The organism is Peribacillus sp. BM1 (genome assembly GCF_056679975.1).
Genome location: NZ_JBWXPJ010000002.1, coordinates 113,240 through 133,161 on the forward strand (window position 1 = coordinate 113,240; position 19,922 = coordinate 133,161).

A 19,922-nucleotide genomic window follows, 5' to 3' on the forward strand; every position below is an offset into this window, starting at 1 on the left:
TCTAGTATTTTTTAAGTGCTTCAATCATTAGTTTCCAAAAACCTTCTACATCAAGTTCTACTCCAAACTTAGCATTAACTTTTCTACCAGTGACCCCATGTAGATCAATTAACGTGGTTCCTGCTGTAAACTCGCCTTTCGTTTCCACTGTTATATTTACATCTTTCGTCTTAAACAATTCTGGTGCAACACAATATGCCACAGTTAATACATCGTGTACTGGTGCCCCATCAAAATCAAACATCTCTTTATATGTGGATGCAAAAAACACTAATAATTCCCCAACTATTTTAGCAACATGGTTATCAATTTTATTCACTTGATCGATAACTTCTTTTGTTGCCAAGGCTTGATGTGTGATATCTAGTCCCATAACAACGATTGGTATACCACTATCAAATACTTTTTTTGCGGCTTCTGGGTCCGCCCAAATATTAAATTCAGCCGTTGGTGTCCAGTTACCAAATGTTCCACCACCCATAAGAACAATTTCTTCAATATTGTCCTTAATTTCTGGTGCTTTTGATAAAGACATAGCAATATTTGTTAATGGTCCTGTCGGAAGAATCGTAACAGGCTCTTTTGACTCTTTTACTAATCTGATGATTGTATCAGCCCCATGCTCCCCACTCCAGCTTCGAGATGGTTCTGGTAACTCAGGACCATCTAAACCTGAATCTCCATGAATACCGGGTGCAGTTTCTCGTAATCGAATCAATGGATCGCTTGCCCCTTTTGAAACAACAACATCTTTTAGTGAAACTAAATCACAAACTTTTAAGGCATTCATCGTCGTTTTTTCAATTTCTGCATTTCCGGAAACGGTTGTAATCGCCAAAATTTCCAATTCTGATCGTGCAGCAGCTAAAATAATGGCAATTGCGTCATCATGTCCTGGATCACAATCCATAATAATTTTTCTTGTCGTCATAATCATTCACTCCTATTTTATAGTTACATGACAATACCCATTATTGTTCCTGAAATGACAGATGCTAATGTCGCACCTAACAATAATTTCAATGAAAATTTTGCAACATGGCTTCCTTGTTTTTCACTGATTGACTTGATTGAACCAGCAACAATACCCACAGTTCCGAAATTAGCAAAACTTACTAAATAAACGGATACAATGGCAATGGTTTTATCGGAAAGATGGTTTGAAATGTCACCAAAATTCAACATGGCAACAAATTCATTGGTTATAAGTTTTGTCGCCATAATTCCACCTGCTTGTACAGCTTCTGCCCACGGAACACCCATTAAGAAAGCGATTGGTGCAAAAATATAGCCAATAACCGTTTGGAAAGAAACCTGAAATACGCCTACAAAAACCACATTAATCAATTCCATCAAGGAAATAAATCCCAACAGCATCGCGGCAACAATAATAACAATTTTAAACCCATCCATTACACTTTCTCCAATCATTTGGAAGAATGGAAGTCTTTCTTTTTCTTCAATTTGAATTAAATCTTCATCATCATCTAAATCGTATGGGTTAATAATATTAGCAATGATCAGTGCACTAAAGATATTCAATACAACAGCCGTTACAACATATTTTGGCTCCAACATGGTCATATAAGACCCAACCATCGCCATACTTATTGCACTCATTGCTGACGTACAAATGGTATAAAGTCTTTTTGGAGATAGGAGTGGAATTTGCTTGATAATGGTTAAGAACACTTCTGGTTGTCCAAGTGCAGCTGTAGATACGGCAAAGTAGCTTTCTAGTTTCCCCATTCCTGTTATTTTACTTAAAATTAAACCGATATATTTGATGACGAATGGCAATACTTTTATATAATTTAGTATGCCTATTAAAACAGATATGAAAACAAGCGGTAATAACACGGATAGGAAAAACGTAAATCCACCCTCATTCACCATATCACCAAATACAAATTGGATTCCTGAATTAGCAATTTTCATTAATTTTTCAAAGAAAACGCCTACTTTAGTAATCGCAATTAAACCGATACTCGTATTCATCATGAAGTAAACTGCAAAAATTTGCACAGCCAACATAATCAAAATACGCTTATATTTTATTTGTTTTCTATTGTTACTGACTAAAAAAGCAACACCAAAAACAAGTAAAATTCCTGTTAGTAAGAATATAAAATTCATATTCAAGCCTCCTCCGAATGGAAACGTTTACAATTATTTCTAAAAAAAACAACTTCTATAAAGTCTAGTTGTTAACAAGAATCGCAGACAGCTAACTTTATAGAAGTTGAGTTTATACTAATTACGAACTTAGTTTAGTACTAATGTAGTTTTGTCGTTGAAGCTAACTGCAATTTTCGATCCTACTTTAGCATTATGTTTGACTAATTCAATATTGGCATCAAGACTTTTACCATCCGTTAATTCTTTAATTTTTCCAAGTAAGAATGGTGTACTATCTTTACCAATAATATGGTTTTCTTCTGCTTCTTTGATTGCTTGAGAGATAATGCCATTGATATAAGCTTCATCCATCGCATATTCTTCAGGAATTGGGTTCGCGATTACGGCTCCACCTTTAAGGTTTAATTCCCATTTCGCTTTTAAGGTTTCAGCAATAACATCAATTGAATCCGTAGAGAAGTTTAATTGATGTTCACTTTTTCTAGTGTAGAATGCTGGTAGGCACTCCGTTTCATAACCAATGACAGGCACCCCTTTTGTTTCAAGGTATTCAAGTGTAAGAGATAAATCTAGGATCGATTTAGCACCTGCACAAATTACAGCTACATCCGTTTGAGCTAATTCTTCAAGGTCAGCTGAGATGTCCATCGTCGTTTCTGCCCCTTTATGAACCCCGCCGATACCACCTGTTACAAAGATTTTAATGTCTGCTAAATCCGCACAAATCATCGTTGTCGCTACAGTCGTAGCTCCTAAACGTTTGGAAGCAATAATTTGAGCTAAATCACGTCTTGATACTTTCGCAACATCTGAGCTTTTACCGAATAACTCCAGCTCATCATCTGTTAACCCAATTTTAATTTTCCCATCTATGATCGCAATTGTTGCTGGAACAGCCCCGTTATCTCGAACAATTTGTTCCACTTCACGAGCCATTTTAACGTTTTGAGGATAAGGCATACCATGAGAAATAATTGTAGATTCTAAAGCAACGATTGCTTTTCCTTCCTCTTTTGCTTGTTGTACCTCTTGTGATAATTCAATATACTTTTTCATTTAAAAATTCCTCCATATCCAATTTAAATTGTGTTTGTGACAATTCTTGTCTAACTGTATATTTTGACATAATGGTTTTATGTGCATTAACCAGACCCGAATTAATAACGCAATCCAATTCTTTCTTTTGTAACCAGGAATACATCACCCCTGAACAAAATGAATCGCCTGCACCAGTAACATCAATAACCATAGGGGTTTCGATAGCTGGGTAGTAATGAAGCTCACCATTTTCAACCCCTGCCATGACACCTTGTGATCCGTTCGTTACAATCACATTTTTTACCCCTAATTCTAACCAACTCATTACCGAGTTTTCCCAATCTTTCTTATCGTTGATTTTGATATTCATATACGTTTCTGTTTCATCTTTATTTACGATGAGCCAACTCACTGCACTCAAAGTTTTTGGAAGCCTATTCATTTTTGGCGACGAAACAGGGATAATAACTAATGGAATACTATGTATAGATGTGAAGTCACATAGAAATTCAATGGTTTCCCCAGAACAATTTAAATCCACTAGAATACATTTAGCTTTGATAAGAATATCGGTGTTTTTCATAAGCAGCTCAGGTGTAATATGATCAAAAATATCCATATCTGCTAAGGCGATCGATAAATCGCCATGCTCATCTAAAACGGCTGTGTAGGAACCTGTTGACGAATTTTCAAACTTCGTGACATGATTTAAATTCATAAAAGGTGAGGATGATTTGTAAATATCCAACCAATCTGGATCATCCCCTCTTACTGAAAACAAAACAACTTCTTCGCCTAACCGCCCTAAATTTTCAGCAATATTTCTTGCTACCCCACCAACTGCCCTTGAGGATTTTACTGGATTAGACGTTTGGTAAACCCTTTCATTTTTGATGTATAACTTTTTATCAACATTCGCTCCCCCTATACAAATAATGGGGAACTTTTGTTTTTCCTCATGAAAAGCATTCGTCAAACTCAACACCCCTCTGAAAACAATTGTTTAACCTTTAAACATATGTTTAGTATACGCTTACATTTTGAATTGTCAATAATTTTTTAAAAGATTAGTTTAAAATACTATTCTTTTCATTTTTATTCCCTCCCAGCCTTACATTTTCACTTAATGTAGGTAAACATATTCCAACAATAATGATGAATACACCAACCATTTGCACGATTGAAACCGTCTCATTTAACAATAGGACGGAAACAATCATCGCGATTGGCAATTCCACTGCACTCAATATTGATGAGATTCCTAACCCCACTTTTGGAATAGCAATACTAAATAAGAAGACTGGAACAACCATTCCGAATAGACCCAAAGCTAAACCAAACATCCAAAGCCCTTCACTAAACAACGTCCCATCCCAAATGATTTGTGGAGACTGAAAGACAGATGTTGTTATTAAAGCAAAGAAAGAAACCAATACTAAACGATTAGAAGTCGACGTCGTATTCGATTTGCCATTTGAAAATAAGAATAGCGAATAGCATAAAGCTGCTCCTAACCCCCACAACCAACCTTGGATAGGGATTGTCGATAAATCGACATCTACTAAACCAGCTGCTGGTATGGTTCCGACAAACAATAAAATGAGAGAAAAATACTCCTTTCGACTAGGTAATTGTCGATTTGCAATACACGAGATTAACATACCTATCCATGTAAATTGGAATAGAAGAACGACTGCCAAAGAGGCAGGTAAATAATTCAATGACAAACCATACAAAATATTAGTCAACCCTGTTAAAATACCAGCGGGAATAATATTTTTCATCCCTCTCACATCCACTTTTTTCCCTTGGATAGCAAATATGCATACAGCTATAGCAAAACCGATAACAAATTGACTCGTAACGGCTTCCGAGGCTGAAAAACCCTCCCGCATTGCCAGCTTTATGATGGTTGAAACGATGCCATAACTACAAGCCCCTATAACCACCAACAAAGGATACAAATAGCTCTTTCTCATTGATTTTCTCTCCTTTCATTTCTTAAGTAGATCTATCTAAGTGACATCTAAATTCTTAGAAAACAAAAGTTTATCACACAGACATTTGTTAGTAAATGCTATTTGACCATTTTTCATGCGCAAAAAAGCCGATACTGCCCTTGACATAAGGAAATATCGGCCTATTATTAATTCTTTCGCTTCACTTTTTTTCTTTTCTTTTCTTTTGCAAAAAATCAAACAACAAAATCACCTTAATATGGTTAATTAAGGGGTCTAATCATTCTTAAAGCTATTTTCAACAAGCGAATACAGTTGTTCTGCTGTCAAATCCGCATTTGTATCCCATGTTTGCAAAGTGATAGCTGAAGCTGCCATACCTAAACGTACAGCTTGTTCAAAGGATTCATCATGACTCATGCCGAATAGAACACCGCCTATCAACGATTCTTCTACTCCAGCACGATCCAAAATACCAGTTTGTATTGGAAGCAGATACTCTTGTCTTCCATCATGGGCCGACCAAAATACACCCAGTCCGTCCAACGTAACAATAATTTGTTTGACGCCTCTTTGTATTATTTGCTCGCTTGCTTTCTTACAGTCTTCAATCGTTTTAATCTCCATTTGAGACAATGCGGCTGCTTCTTCACGATTCGCAATCAGCAAATCTATGCCCTGTAAATTATAAGGCAGTCTCAACGCCTTTGGTGCTGAAACGGGATTCACCCATAAAGTCAGTTGCTCTTTTTCGCATCTTTTAATAAGATAGGTCAACGTTTCTTCTGGAAGATTGGAGTCAGCAAATATTATATGAGAGGATGCCAGATGCGACCAGCGCGCTTCAATGAATTCAATGCTGAACTGGTCATAGATTTGCATATCAGCTACAGCAAGAATCTTTTCACCCGTATCATTAAGAATCGAGGTATAAGTCCCTGTCTTTTCCAGGTTTATTGCTAAACATTGGCTAACATCTACTCCATAGCGTTTAGTTTCTTCCAAAAGCCATCTTCCTTCTTGATCATCTCCGATTAAAGTGATCAATGACACTTGGCAACCCAGCCTCCCTAAGTTCTCTGCTACATTTCGAGAAATACCTCCGCAAGACTGTCTAACCGTTGCAGGATTGGAAGTACCGTACTGAATGGGCTTCAAAGTTTGTGACTTCCGATCTATATTGGCTCCACCGATACAAGTAATTCGTGATTCTTCCCGTACGATGTAAGCACGTCCAAGTATTTCTCCTTTTTTCGTTAAGGTGGATATATATCCAGCCACCGCTGATCTGGAAAGTCCAAGTTTTGCTGATAGTTCTTGTTGAGAAATAAATGGGTTTTCTTTAATTAAAGACAAAATGTGCTGATCCTTGACCATGTATTCCCCTTCCCTTTATACAACATCTGTTAATATTAAGTATAATACTTATCATTCTTCGCATGCAACAGATTAAAGGCGCTACTTATTCAAAACTATTATTTCGTCATTCGAAAATACTATATGACAAAATTCAAAAATAAACAGGAAAAAAGCAACAATTGAATTAATTTGTAGCTTTTTTCCTGTTTATTTTACTTGGTAGAATGCGATTGATTATAGGTACACTTTTCAAGGTTACCCTTCTCCTCTTTCTATTCTATTAAGCATGGAAAAGTGGAAAAGTGACCATGAGATACATAGAAAAATAGTCTAGAGGAAGGCACAGAGGGAAGAAATAGGATGAAAGATCCTGTCCATCCATGTCAATTAAACGACTTCAAAAAAATTAGAAGATCCATAAACACAACAGTGAACACCATTCTAAAATATTATCACCTGTTTTGGTCATGAGGATGGCTTTTTTGGTACTCCTCTTTTATCTATTTAATATTTCCTTAATATCAAGATAATCGTTGATCTAAAGAAAGAGTAAACCGCAATCGTAAACTAAACTAGTTCGATCTAGTCTAGATTGAACTAGTTTATATATGTAAACTTTCCGAACGCATGACTGAAGGCCTATTCTCAAAAATAATTCCCTTACCCGTTTTGTATGTAACCTGTTATCGCACTTCTACTTTAATTAATTTCACGCCTGCTTTTTTTGCCTCTTTTACCGCTTTCTTCAACTGTTTGATAACATCCTCATCCTTCTTTTTATTCGCCATCTTCATCTCTTCCTTTCTTCTGTCCATTCGTATTAGCCATTATGCCCTTATTCTAGGAAAATATACAAAAGAGGTCTAAAATTCGCCCTTCTTCTCTATATATCTTATAAAGCATGGAAAAGTGGAAAAGTGACCATGAGCTAGATTCGAAAAGTACGAGAGGGAGGATGAGCTAGATTCGAAAAGTACGAGAGGGAGGATGAGAAGTGGAAAGTTTAAACCCAATGTTTCAGGACAAGCCGCTAAAAAAAGGTATTTCAACAAAAGAAGAAGCGGAACGCCCCCTTAGGAGAAAGCGGCAAACACGTTCAGATAAATGCCATAACATCAAATTCCCAGTGACAACCGTCATGCAGATGAAGCTGCGGACTTACTGTAAGCAAATGAACGGACTTTATTATGCTCAAAATGGACAAGCCTTAAGTCAGACTGTTTTTAATACCTCGCTTTTGCAGTTTGGGTTGCATCACACCGAAATTGTGGATTGGACCCTCCCCTATCAAGATACGAAAACGTATATGCATACGATGCTTAAGGAACAGGAATACCAGAGAATCGGCGGGCCATATGGTCTAGCCATTCAAAAACAAGTGTCTGAACGAAAGGTCGCTTTTTTTATGATGGCAAGCGTCTTACTCTGGATTGAAAAGGGTGGTTCTCTTGAAAAAATCTTACAGTAGCCTAAATCTTCTGCAGCAAAAGTTAACAGGAACGTCTTCTCCAAAAGGTTTCTTTGAATATATCTTTCACAACCGAAAGTACCTAACTTTAGTCATTGGATATTATGATTATTTAAGAGGTAAAGTGTTCATCGAAGACATGCTCGATCTATACGAAGATATTCCACCAGGTTTCGATTTGGCTGTCTTGATTCACCTACTCTATCGGGACTTCATCACCCAAATCAAGAAAGGAACGGAATTTAAGCAAGTAGCGGGATTTCTCCTGTCAGGAAAGGCGGACTATTTAGGAAAGAAAAGAACGGAAAAACGAGTCATGAAGGCATTGACGGAGCATGTGTTTTCTTATGAATCCACGGAAGAAGAGATCATCGAGGCAAAACCTGAAAAAGAAAAAAAAGCCCATCTTACGATTCGAATCAAAGAGTCCGAAATATTAAGAGGTGAAATCTTCTTACATGACCTCTCCCCTTACCTCAAAAAAGAACATATAACGATTGAGGATTTATTGACGATCCTTTATTTGGACTTCATTAACCAAATAAAAAAACATGGAAACTCAGAGAAAGTTCAAAAAAACATCCTGTTTCACCTGAAGTCTCATCATTAAACGATGGAAGAGTGATCATGCCTAAACAAAAAAGTCCGTTCCAGATATCGATATAGATACTGTATTGATACGGTATCCATAGACTAGGGGGAAGAATAAGAATAAGAATAAGAATAATAAAAAGAAAGAGAAAAGAAAAAGAATTATGTTGCAGCTGATAGGCCGTTTACATGATAGGCATTCGTACTAAGAGTCAGATCCTTTTGGGACAATCCATTCAACATGGAAAGCTACTCTAAAAAAGTTATATTGGCTTGCTACTTTTTGAATAAAATAGCTTATTAAAGAGTCGAAGAGGTTTTTTCTTGTTGAATGCTAGGTGTGATCCTGACTACTCCCACCTCTAAAGAAGTGAGGTTCCCATGTACTTAATAGAAGCCTTACAAAGCTCTCCACAGGTCATCATCATATATACAGGAAAGGCACATTTCCTTTCTTTTTTTACGAAAATGGATTTCTGTGTACAACATCTTTGATTACTCTTCTGTTCCATGAGAATTTATGTTCTACACAACCATTGTTGTGTTAGCGAACACTTTTAACGAAGGCGGGTAGCTCCACCTACGAAGGTCGATTCCGATACTACTTGGCAAATTTTCTTTGTTTTTTTTTAATCGTTCCCTTTCTTGATTGTGTAACGCTACAAATCTTCCAAAGGTTTGTAAGCATAATTCTCGGTTGGTTTGTTGGACGTTCCTTTCGCTATTCATCAATAAAAAGGCACTATACAAATCTCGCTGAACGAGATGATTTCCGATCCATGTCCATCGTTGATGAAGTTTTTTCTTTTGATAGCTGTTTGTTACATGATTGTATTGACTTGCTTTAAAGGTTGTTGACTTTATGAATTTGATTATGGGTGTATGTCAATTTTTGATGGATGATATCAACAAGCTTCGCAGGTGCATAAGAGCCAATACTCTTGCCAAACCGCTTTTTCCGTTAAAATTTGCCCTTTTGATTTTTCTTTGTTTCTTTTGTTCGTTTGGCTAACGCTTTAAAGTTCATGGTTTCTATATAGACTTCATCTCCACATGCCAAAATACGATTGGCTAAAGAAGAATGCTGTTCTTTTACATAAGCCGTTCTCTTTCGGTACAGTTCTTTTACTTGGTAAAGTGTTTTTAGGTAGCGATGACTGCGATCCAATTTTCGTAGTAATCGTCTCTTTTCTTTGTCCATTTGCGGAATCTTTGGGGCGAGTGGTTGAATCCATATCTCTGTTTCAGAAGACACCGCAACAGTCGATGTACCGATATCCATTCCTACACGATTTGGAGGTGTTTCTTTATGGCGAAAGGCTCCTGTCGAATTGATCCTTTTTACAGGAGGAATTCCATCCATGACCAATTGTACATAGTAGGTATCTTTGCCACGAATCACCTTTTTAACAAGACGACAATACTTAATTTTGTGGCAAGCAAGGGATTCTTCTACAAACAGATCCTTCTTTCGAATGAGTACAGGAAGAACGAGTCCATTCCAATGTACTTCGTTATTTTTAAAGCGAATGCCTGATTTATTGGTTTTCCCTTCAAGAGAAGTCAGGGATCCATACTTCTTAAAATGAGCTTTTTTTCCTTGGAAGAGTACGGTTTCCATCCCTTCTCTACTCATTGGGCTATCCCCTTCACAGTCCTTGAGGAAGGGGGATTCTCGCCTAAAAATGATAAAAAAATAAGCACCGCTAAATGCTTATTTTTCATGTAGCCATTCCTTCATTTTTTCTAAACTACCTGTATAAGGACGTTTAATCAAGTTTCGTTCGTATCGGGACAAAGTACTATGGGAAATCCCCATTTCCTTAGCCGCCTCTAAAAGGCTTAGCCCTCGGTCCGTTCGTTCCTTGTTGATGGTTTCAGGAGTCACCTGCTTTTCTTCATTCATTTCTATGGTTACTGCAACCTCTCTCTCTGTCATGCCCTTCAACATCGTCGATAAATTTACAGTGTCATCGTCTACGCTCTCCATCAACAATAAATCCCTGTCGTCTACTATCCCTGTGATATCGGTAGGTGGAATAATTTGGACGCGCGCCTTCAACCAAGTAGTAGCAAACCAGTTTCGTTCTCGATCAATCTTCTGCTCAATCCCTTTGTCCTTGTAACTCCACCCCTTAATAATGCCGTCATGCTGCAGGGTGTCTAGTATTTCTTCAAATTGCTCTTTAATTCTTGAGCCATATCGTGGATTCACGTCCAAGTCCATAACTTTTAACAGACCTTTTTCTCCACCAATATAATAGGCTCTTAGATAGTCCGCGCTCTTTTGACGAATTCTCCATTGCCAAGATAGATAACGTGATAACCGTTTATGGTACCTTTGCTTCGTCGGGTGATATTCAAGTGTCTTCAATGCCAGTAACCCGCTACTCTTTTGAGATCCGTACAGAAAGTTTGCCAGCAATTCACCCGGACGGATACTACATTCATAAATCCCAATCGGATTGTCTCCACGGTAAGCCACCGTCACGCTATCCACCAAAAATAAAGGATTAAACTGTACTTGCCCGATTTCCTCAAAGTTCCCCTGATCTTCATTGATGAATCTCAAATTTTCTCGCTCAATCCTAATCCAGATCGTACTGAGAGCTGCTAGCCTTTTCATAATGTCATCCCGTTCTTTTTTTCGGTAAGAGGTTTGGTAGCCGTCAGGGTCTTCATTCCTTCCTTGCAACCTTCTTAAATTCAAAGCATCATCCGTGTGAAAATGAATCATCTGATCTTTGTGAGTGGCCTGCTGCATCCATAGAATCGAAACGATATCAAAAATGTCTGCCGTTAAATCATCCATCGACGTGATGGCCTGAGAAGTGAGATTTTTCCATTGTTCAATCGCGGCATTGGATTTTATCTTCAAATAGTCACTTTCTGCTCTTACTTGGGCCGTCGCTTCTAGTGCTTTCTCCGAAATTCTAGCAGTGGGAACAGCTGTTGCAACGTCAAATTCATTTTTACTAATCGTATCCCTCAACTTATGGAACAATAAAGCGGATCCGGACTCGGCAAAACTTTGATTTAACATGGAATTTATTACTTCCCTATTGCTAGTTTTTGGAGAGTAGGAGACAGTCTCTTCATCGGTATATCGTATGTATGGAAGAACAAAATTTCTAATTACCTCTAAATAATTAGAAGCCCATTGTTCCATACTCTCGAATTCCAAGTCATGTTCTTTCACTAATCGTTCCATGATCACAAAAAAAGCCTTTAAGGATTGAGATGGCTGAGAATACTCTTCACTTGCCATCAAGTTTTTTATATCCATGTTCCACTCGACGTAGAGTTGAGGATGATCTGGGAATATCATGTTCGTGACATTCAATATTCTCCTTTGCAAGCTATTAACCATTATTCTTCACCCCGCCCTTCTATAGCCGGCTCTATGTATTCATAAAAGTACTGTTGAATATATTCATGAAACACATTCGTTTCGATTATACCGTAATCATATAGAAAACTAATGGTTTCAAACGATAGGAATTGAGCAATCGGATTTTTCTCCAATATGACTTTTTTCAGATGTTGGACGTCTTTTTCCTTATACACGATATACTTTCCCTTATGTTCCTCAAATTCTTCAGGTGAATAACAAGTTTCTATGAAAGTATGATTTTTCTTACATTCATAGATAACTCGATGATCGCTATAATAAATCGTTACACCAGATTCCTTTCCGGCTTTATAAGATTCAATCTGTTTTCTAAGCCATATAGGACCACTCGATAAACTCACTAGTGGTTTAGGCAATACGCCACGGAGATGATAGGTAGAGACCTTTCTACGATCCCACCCTAAAATTTCCCCCGTTTCTTTAACGCCTACTAAAAAGCTCATACCGATTCCCCTTCAATTTTCATATTAAAATAATTATGAGTGAGGCATGTTGCATTTGTCAACATGATTACCTATTATTTTATATGTCAAATATGACTGCTACCTGCCTAAACATACGCAATAGTAGATCGTGCAACTTTTTTCAGTTTGACGTTTCCTCTCACAATATGCACATTTATTTTCTAAATCCTTTTTTGAACCATCAAACAATCGTAACTACCACCACTCGAACTTATTCACATCCTATCCTGCACACCATTTGCCCGATCTGCAACTTTCCCTCGTTTTGACGTTTCCTTTCACAATATGCACCATGACAGACCTTTGAAAACCAAGATGAGGCCCTTTTCTACACATACAATGACCTGGAAACTTCACCAATCATCTTATGTGCAACTTTTCTCATACTTGACGTTTCCTCTCACAATGTGCACAATGAGTGACGATTAAAAATCAAGATGGGGCTTTTCTACACATACAATGACCTAGAAAATATAGCTCCTTCTTTCACTGGAAACTTCACCAATCATCTTATGTGCAACTTTTTTCATACCTGACGTTTCCTTTCACAATGTGCACAAAACGTTAAATACGGCTCAGCTCCCCTCCTCTTTGTCTATATAATTGACGCTGATGATTGAAATAACATAAAACTTCAATCAGTGGAGATTTTGCTGCCCGTTAATGCGGAATAAAACCTGGATCATACGGTCGATAGAAACGATAATGCACGAAATGAGTCGTAACCCCCTTCGCATTTTATCAAAATATAAGCAAATCCCCCTCATTTTTATGAATAAATGTAAAATATAGTAATTTTTTTCTCGCTTTTTGCTTAAAAACGACAGATAATGACGTTTGCTCTCACAGTAACTTGCACATAATTCTGTGTGAATTTCGTAATTTTGATTTTTTTAAGAATCCATTTTTTTATAGAAACGTTGATATATCAACGTTTCTATTCACTTTTTTAAAAATCCATTCATGACGTTTCCTTTCACATCGTGCACAAATCGATAAAATAAATGACGTTTGCTCTCACACAAAAAAAATTCATCTTTTTTCAAACCCTTGTGGCGCAAGGCTTTGACGACCATTGTGCAACTTTAAAATCGCTTAATAAAGGGCTTCATTTTCTCGTTTTCCATTTTGCTATAATCAACTTAAGATTATAGACGAAAGGAGGGCTAAAAATGACAGAGTCCAAAGTAAGAATTGAAGGTTTTAGAATGCATCAAGCTATCTTGGAAGAATTCCGTTTTATTCGCGATCAATCATCTGAACGCCCTCCTGCTTCTGCCTATGTTGTGTACATGACCATGTTAAAGCAAATGCATATAGAACAAAATCAACGGGGCATGCTTAAAGAATACAACCTTTCTGCCTGGTCAAAAAAACTAGGAATCTCTTACTCCACTCTTTGGGGAGGAAAGCGTTTTTTAGAAGATCATCATTTTGTTAAAGAGGAAATCCGCGAAGGGTTGCCTGTTTTGGTGTTAAAAGATGTTGAAAAATATAATACACCTGAACATAATGGCGGAGTTCTTAATTACCTCATTATTCCTCATGCTCTTTTTGAAACTAATATCTTAGCTGAATTTGTCCGTACGTCCAACCCTGAAGGAATCGAACTACTTTTATCCTTGCTTAACCAGTTCCGTACCGGTATGTCTTTTAGCAAGACTAGTGAAATCGAAAAAATAAAACAAGAACGGACGATGAAAACACTCAAACTTCAACTAAACAAAAATGCAAAAGGCGTTCGTAAAACATTAAGCGTTTTAGAGGCTCTTTTTTCCATTGAATTTACAGGGATTGAGCTCCGCAAAAAGCAAATATGGATTAAGAAAGTCTCCTTTACCTTGAAGGAGGAGTGCGTGGAAGAGAGTACGGATGAATTTAATGTGAGCCCACTTATGGCAAAATTATCGAAAGAACTGACTTATTTCTTTGAAGGTTATCAAATTAACTATAAACCAAGAGACCAAATTGATGTCATGATTTCCTTTAAACAGGAAGTGATAAATAAATTGAATTATCTTAAAGATGATGATGAATTAAACTACACCATACGAGATCAATTCATAAAAGATTTCTTTTTGGAAACGATGGATCAAATCGGAGCTCATATACATACGGAAAAAAGTCGAAAAGGATCCTTCCATTTTTACTCGATTGGCGCCTTTTTCAGAATGGCCTTTAGAAAGTATCTTCTTGGAGCATTAAACAAGATTCCTTATGGCTTGATCTCTACTGCCAAAATCAGAGAGCACACCATAACCGGCCGAATTCCAGAACTGAATGGTGTCATTTAATCGAATAGCTTAGCCTTGTGAAAAAAATTGACATTCACAGGGCTATTCGAATTAACTAAAAATAAAAACTAGAAGTATTCTCTTAAAAAAAGTCTTCCCTTCTTTTTTCTTTTACAGATTTTAGTAGGCTTTTCAAAGAGGATCTTTTTTTATGCTCAAATCATTCCGAATATCCACTTGTGAATTAGTGGATATACTAGATAGTGCCTTGTGAATATGTCAATTATCCATATATAAACTTGTGTACATGTGAATTCTTTACTATTCTATCTGTGGAAACGTGGAAATTCTGTTATTCTCACTCATCTTAAACGACTAGAACCCTTCTTTAACAACGGATTGACACGACATCATTGAATATGCTTATTAATACTGTATTATTTATTAAATATGTTCTTTTTACTAAATATGATTTTTTTACTAAAGTTAATTTTTACGATAGAAACCTCATACAAACCATTCGATTTAGTTATTCAATAGGATATTGTTTTTAAAAGTAATCACCTGAGAAAAAGGTATACATTAAAAAATTTTGAGGAATCGAAAGAATACGGAAGAACGTCCTTTTTGATTATGGCAGCTTCTTTATCCTTATTTACGAAACAAACAAACCCCTGAATTCAGGGGTTTGTTTGTTTCGTAAATAAGGGTGATTTATAGTAATTAAATTCAAATTAATCATTACGTTTTTCTAAATGTTTAGGGTTATCTGCTTTCCAACCGTCGCGTTTAATTTTCCCTGTTTTAGCACCCTTTGAATAATGATAGGTTGCTTCAGGCTCGTCTGTAAATACAACTAATCCTACGCATCTTACAAAGAAAAATCCTTTAACGTTTCATCGATTTCCTCTTGCGTAATCCCGATATAACGTTTGGTGATCGATGGTGCAGAATGGTTAAAAATATTCTGCAGAAACGCAAGATCCTTCGTTCTCCGATAATATGCATACCCGAATGTCTTCCGCATCGTATGGGTACCGATAATCATCCCGTCCTAGCACGTCTCCAGCCTTCACAAGCGCTCTGTAGGCTTGTGTGGTTTTTTTTCCTTCCGACTTGGAAATAAGTGCTCTTCGTCGCTCATATGAGCCGTATAATCCTCAATTTCCTCCCGTAGCTTGACCGGCAACATAAATTGCTTCGTTTTATTTGTTTTTTTCTCTCGAATCACCACATGCGTTTTTCCTCGAACATCCCCAACGGTCAACGGCACCGTATCGCCGCAGTGCCCATTTCATATCCTCAATTTCTTTGGCCGTTCACAACGGCTGTACGTTCTTTTCTCTCATAACTTTCCTCCGTTATCGTACATTCAACGTATGATAAGGATAGTTTATCAAAAGAGTCCAGTGATATCAACGAAATGAATGTACGAAAATATAGAAAATCATACATTCGTTGAAGATATAAAAATATCCCTTGTTCAACTAACTGGCAGTTTAGTTGAACAAGTAGGGGAAGTTTAATAATATTGTTCATATCTAAAAATATAAAAGCATTAAAAAATCAAAGGTGGTTTTAAAATTGAAATGCAACCAATGTCAAAGTGAAATGGTTACAGATTGTGGCGTTAATGTTGAAGCTGATACGTATGGACTAAGAATATTTAAAAAGAGTAAAGGACTGTTCAACAAAGTGTCTGGAAAACCAAAAGCGTCTGTTTGTCCGAATTGTGGTTATGTTTCATTCTATATTGATAACTATAAAGAGTTCAAATAAACGGCTAATAAAGTAAGTTTCTTCTTTCACTAACGGGTGCGTTACTTCAAGAAAGAATAATGAGGTATTCGGATTATCGTGTGGATATTTATTGAATTTCTTATTCATCAAACGGGCCAGATTATAGAACAGAGGTGATAGTCTTTGAAAATATTCTTATTTGTTGTTTCTTACATTGTGTTAGATGTAATTAGTTCATTGCTTTATGTTGGATTACTGTTGTTGCTTTTTATAGCAATGAAAAAGATTTTTAATATGAATGAAGAAAAGTGGAGTACCCTTTTTAAATATAGAAAAGGAAAAGGCTTATATTCTATAATGTTTTTCCCGTATTTATTAATGATTGCCATAATGTACCCAGTAACTATGTTTGGGTTTGAATTGATTAACTTTGATTATAGGGTTTTAGGTTATATAGCTGTGATTATGTTACCAACGCTTATTCTTTTTTTAAAATTACCTAAGCTTAAAGAAAGTATAGTAAATAAATACGAGGAAAGTTATTAAGCAAACGGACGCGATTGTGGAATAAAGTGTGAAATGATGTACTTAAACTAACGGGTGCGATAGCTCAATAAAAAGGCTGCTAAATGACGGCCTTTTTAATGTATGAATTTATCTAAAATCATACATTCAGAAAAATCCTGATGTTATATACTAAATATAGAAATATCCTATAAAGGATACATTAATCGGATAGGAGAAATTACCTTTGGATTATGTTAGATTTTGTATTTATCAATTCATCTTATTTTCCTCAATTATTGTTATCAGTGAATGTAGTATAGATGTATGGACACAACTTGGTTAAGTTATTAATATTGAACTAACGAGAGGACGTGTCCGAACTATGAGTCAAAAACGCTATAATCAAGAATTTAAACAAACAGTAGTTGAGCTTTATCGCTCAGGTACACCAGTCAGTCAACTATCTAGCGAATATGGTATTTCTGAAGTGACAATTTATAAATGGATTAAGCAACACTCGCCAATTGAAGGTACACAAGAATTAACTGTGACAGAAGTAGATGCCATCCAAAAGGAAAATCTCCGATTAAAACAGGAGCTTGAAATCCTAAAAAAGGCTATGACCATATTCGCGAGAAAATAGATAACGAAGAATTGATCGACTATATTACAAGTGAAAGCGAACATCATCCAGTACAGCTGATGTGTCGTGTTTTAAAGATGCCTAAAAGTACGTATTATCAATCTTTTCATAAGCAACCGAATAGCTATCATGTCGGCAATGAACAGCTACTTGAACGAATTCGTGTCATTCACCATGAAAGTAAGGGGCGATATGGTGCACCCAAGATCTTTGAGACACTCAAGCAAGAAGACTACACGGGCACGATTAATCGAATTCAACGCATCATGAAAAGAGCAGGCATTCAATCAAACACTACAAAAAAATACCGTCCTACACCGACACAGAAACCAGTAGAAGAACGAGAAAACGTACTGGAACAAGATTTTACAACAACGAATATTAATGAAAAATGGGTGGCCGATATTACGTACATTCATACAATTCGTCATGGTTGGTGCTATCTAGCATCTGTACTAGATTTACATACGAAAAAAGTGGTAGGTTATAAATTCTCTCGTAAGATGACAACAGAAATTGTACTGGAAGCTTTAGAGAATGCCGTACAAGATCAAAGCCCTGGGCCAGGACTCATTGTACACACGGATTTAGGTACCCAATATACAAGTGAAGCGTTCCAAGAACGCCTAAAGAAATACAAAATGATACCGTCATTTAGTCGAAAGGGATGCCCTTACGACAATGCTTGTATTGAATCATTTCACGCAACACTAAAAAAAGAAGAAGTATATCAAACGCATTATGATAGCTTTGAGACTGCGAGAATCGCCCTCTTTACATACATAGAAGGTTGGTATAATCGCAAACGAATTCATGGCAGCATCGGTTATGTAACACCAGATTCATTCGAAAAAATATGTCGAGCAACTGCATAAATAAGGGGATTCAAAAGTATTCCCCTTTCACATTTTTCATGTGCAAAATCTATGATTGGTTGTTGTACAGATCAAAAAACTTAACTTTTTTGTGTCCAAAATCTTGACGTAGATCCACAGCTTTTACCAAGATAAATACTTAGGTAAACCATTTACTTCTGTTGATTTAATAGCAATATGTATAAGTTTACTTATCGTAATAATCGTTTACCGAGTAGTAAATAAGATATATAGACGATTCGAGAATATTAGGTTGCAAAATAAGATATTAATTCCAATACCAACTGGAATATTATCAATTCTGTTTATTGGCTTACTGGAGCAATTGTTCGTTTAGTTTTCTTATTAAACTAACGGGGCAGGATAGTTCAACAGTATTGTATAATAAATGGATATCTTTAGTTTGAAAATCACTTGTTGGTACAGGGAGGATTGTATGTGGAGTTTTAGCACTTTTAAAGACAAACGTTACTGGATTCTTTTGATTCCAGCTATAATTATCTTGGTCTTGTTCGCTGTTTTTACCCCTGATTATATTCTTGAAAAAACTTACGTTTCACCATTTTTAATATTTATATCTCCAGCTTTATTTTGGTCGACATACCATCTTTGGAAGTATTTTGGTGATAAAAAGAAGAGGAATAATACGGAAGAAGATTTTGCATAAAACACCCCTTTTTTATGCAGCTACCAGGCTTCTTCAGAAGCCAAAAATGTTGATTCATCAACCATGTATAAAATCATGTATAAACGAGTAAAATGAACGATTCGGAACCCCTTGAGCGCCAAGGGGTTTTATGTTTCGGAACTTCCGATAGTTGACTTTATGTTAACTAAATTTGTATAGAGTATGCATAATAAATAAGTATGAGAAAGTAAATAAACTATGATGACTTAATCATATATAGATTAATCTATGATGGAAAAATCCCCATTTTTGGTTGTATTTATTTGCTAGCACCTATTAGTTTAGATTTGAATTCATACAGGATTTTTTTTCTTTCTTCAAAATTCTCATCTTCACCATCTTCTGCCCAAAGTTCTAGGTCTGCACCTTTATCAATCAATTCGATAGTTTTTACTCGAACTTCTTCTTGAAGTAAATCCTTTTCCAATTGAGCAGCTGCAAGTCCAGTATATATCCAAGATATTACTTCTAAATCATCTTCGTCATCTGGATCTTCTAAATGATTATTCAACACTTCTTTCGTTGCTTCTTGGACAGATAAACCTTCTTCTAATAACTCATAGAAGTCATCCCTGACATCACAAGTCGTATCATTATCAAATATTCCAGTTCCCCAAGCACCCATTTAATAACACTCCTTTTATTTTAAGAAATAAAAGCTATAATTCTAACTAATCATACTACATGAGAGTTTCTTCCGATAACCTCTCCTTATGTTTACTAGATTTGCATGCATACCCTTTAAAATTTTCTTCAACTAACCTATTCTTAGTTTAAAAATTGGTTTTATCATTTATATAGTCTAT

Annotated in this window: 19 protein-coding genes; 7 read left to right on the forward strand and 12 right to left on the reverse strand. The window is 36.2% G+C overall.

Translation table 11 applies throughout. The features are described from left to right. Position 1: 1 nt before the first annotated feature. The 6 genes from AC1MGI_RS21395 to AC1MGI_RS21420 all read right to left on the reverse strand — a co-directional run bounded on the left by AC1MGI_RS21395 (position 2) and on the right by AC1MGI_RS21420 (position 6,512). Entirely contained in the window at positions 2-931 is a 930-nt protein-coding gene (locus tag AC1MGI_RS21395; protein WP_480350055.1) for a nucleoside hydrolase, read from the reverse strand. 23 nt (positions 932-954) lie between these two features. Further along, complete coding sequence (locus AC1MGI_RS21400) at positions 955-2,136, reverse strand: NupC/NupG family nucleoside CNT transporter (RefSeq protein WP_480350057.1); 1,182 nt, start codon at positions 2,134-2,136, stop codon at positions 955-957. Positions 2,137-2,265: 129 nt separating this feature from the next. Then, entirely contained in the window at positions 2,266-3,195 is a 930-nt protein-coding gene (locus AC1MGI_RS21405; RefSeq protein ID WP_480350059.1) for a pseudouridine-5'-phosphate glycosidase, read from the reverse strand. Further along, positions 3,179-4,153 carry a carbohydrate kinase family protein gene (locus AC1MGI_RS21410; RefSeq protein ID WP_480350061.1) on the reverse strand — a complete coding sequence of 325 codons (975 nt, stop codon included), beginning with the start codon at positions 4,151-4,153 and terminating at the stop codon, positions 3,179-3,181. The genes AC1MGI_RS21405 and AC1MGI_RS21410 overlap by 17 nt, the downstream gene beginning before the upstream one ends. A gap of 91 nt (positions 4,154-4,244) precedes the next feature. Continuing rightward, on the reverse strand, positions 4,245-5,156 hold the full coding sequence (locus AC1MGI_RS21415; RefSeq protein WP_480350063.1) for an EamA family transporter: 912 nt from the start codon (positions 5,154-5,156) through the stop codon (positions 4,245-4,247). A 255-nt stretch (positions 5,157-5,411) separates the two neighbouring features. Further along, on the reverse strand, positions 5,412-6,512 hold the full coding sequence (locus AC1MGI_RS21420) for a carbohydrate kinase (protein ID WP_480350065.1): 1,101 nt from the start codon (positions 6,510-6,512) through the stop codon (positions 5,412-5,414). A gap of 976 nt (positions 6,513-7,488) precedes the next feature. On the opposite strand from AC1MGI_RS21420, the gene AC1MGI_RS21425 reads away from it, so the two are divergent. Next, entirely contained in the window at positions 7,489-7,962 is a 474-nt protein-coding gene (locus AC1MGI_RS21425) for a hypothetical protein (RefSeq protein WP_480350067.1), read from the forward strand. After that, entirely contained in the window at positions 7,943-8,572 is a 630-nt protein-coding gene (locus AC1MGI_RS21430) for a hypothetical protein (RefSeq protein WP_480350068.1), read from the forward strand. Before AC1MGI_RS21425 ends, AC1MGI_RS21430 begins: the two co-directional genes overlap by 20 nt. Positions 8,573-9,514: 942 nt before the next feature. Here the strand turns inward: AC1MGI_RS21430 and AC1MGI_RS21435 are convergent. The 3 genes from AC1MGI_RS21435 to AC1MGI_RS21445 form a co-directional block, all read right to left on the reverse strand. Further along, entirely contained in the window at positions 9,515-10,189 is a 675-nt protein-coding gene (locus tag AC1MGI_RS21435) for a transposase (RefSeq protein ID WP_480350070.1), read from the reverse strand. 78 nt (positions 10,190-10,267) lie between these two features. Beyond that, a complete protein-coding gene (locus tag AC1MGI_RS21440) occupies positions 10,268-11,923 on the reverse strand; it encodes a helix-turn-helix domain-containing protein (protein WP_480350072.1) in 1,656 nt (551 codons plus the stop codon). After that, positions 11,923-12,408 (reverse strand): hypothetical protein, encoded by a 486-nt coding sequence (locus AC1MGI_RS21445; RefSeq protein ID WP_480350074.1) that lies wholly within the window; start codon positions 12,406-12,408, stop codon positions 11,923-11,925. The genes AC1MGI_RS21440 and AC1MGI_RS21445 overlap by 1 nt, the downstream gene beginning before the upstream one ends. Positions 12,409-13,601: 1,193 nt before the next feature. Here AC1MGI_RS21445 and AC1MGI_RS21450 point away from each other — a divergent pair. Further along, positions 13,602-14,723 (forward strand): hypothetical protein, encoded by a 1,122-nt coding sequence (locus tag AC1MGI_RS21450; RefSeq protein WP_480350076.1) that lies wholly within the window; start codon positions 13,602-13,604, stop codon positions 14,721-14,723. Between the two features lie 811 nt (positions 14,724-15,534). Here AC1MGI_RS21450 and AC1MGI_RS21455 read toward each other — a convergent pair. Continuing rightward, the gene (locus AC1MGI_RS21455) at positions 15,535-15,711 is read right to left on the reverse strand and encodes a tyrosine-type recombinase/integrase (protein WP_480350078.1); all 177 of its coding nucleotides are present in this window, start codon (positions 15,709-15,711) and stop codon (positions 15,535-15,537) included. A gap of 24 nt (positions 15,712-15,735) precedes the next feature. Beyond that, complete coding sequence (locus AC1MGI_RS21460) at positions 15,736-15,897, reverse strand: hypothetical protein (RefSeq protein ID WP_480350080.1); 162 nt, start codon at positions 15,895-15,897, stop codon at positions 15,736-15,738. Between the two features lie 350 nt (positions 15,898-16,247). Between AC1MGI_RS21460 and AC1MGI_RS21465 the strand changes: the two genes are divergently transcribed. The 4 genes from AC1MGI_RS21465 (at position 16,248) to AC1MGI_RS21480 (ending at position 19,095) form a co-directional block, all read left to right on the forward strand. Next, positions 16,248-16,442 carry a hypothetical protein gene (locus AC1MGI_RS21465; RefSeq protein ID WP_480350082.1) on the forward strand — a complete coding sequence of 65 codons (195 nt, stop codon included), beginning with the start codon at positions 16,248-16,250 and terminating at the stop codon, positions 16,440-16,442. 144 nt (positions 16,443-16,586) lie between these two features. Beyond that, complete coding sequence (locus tag AC1MGI_RS21470) at positions 16,587-16,949, forward strand: hypothetical protein (RefSeq protein ID WP_480350084.1); 363 nt, start codon at positions 16,587-16,589, stop codon at positions 16,947-16,949. A 343-nt stretch (positions 16,950-17,292) separates the two neighbouring features. Further along, positions 17,293-18,428 (forward strand): IS3 family transposase gene (locus AC1MGI_RS21475; RefSeq protein WP_480345679.1). Its coding sequence is split into 2 segments (ribosomal slippage): positions 17,293-17,527 and positions 17,527-18,428, totalling 1,137 coding nucleotides; the frame shifts between segments, so codons are not numbered across the junction. Between the two features lie 436 nt (positions 18,429-18,864). Further along, positions 18,865-19,095 carry a permease gene (locus AC1MGI_RS21480; protein ID WP_480350086.1) on the forward strand — a complete coding sequence of 77 codons (231 nt, stop codon included), beginning with the start codon at positions 18,865-18,867 and terminating at the stop codon, positions 19,093-19,095. A gap of 280 nt (positions 19,096-19,375) precedes the next feature. Here the strand turns inward: AC1MGI_RS21480 and AC1MGI_RS21485 are convergent, their stop codons facing one another. Further along, positions 19,376-19,741, reverse strand: coding sequence for a DUF4259 domain-containing protein (locus AC1MGI_RS21485; RefSeq protein WP_480350088.1), 366 nt, complete (start codon positions 19,739-19,741; stop codon positions 19,376-19,378). Positions 19,742-19,922: the final 181 nt, after the last annotated feature.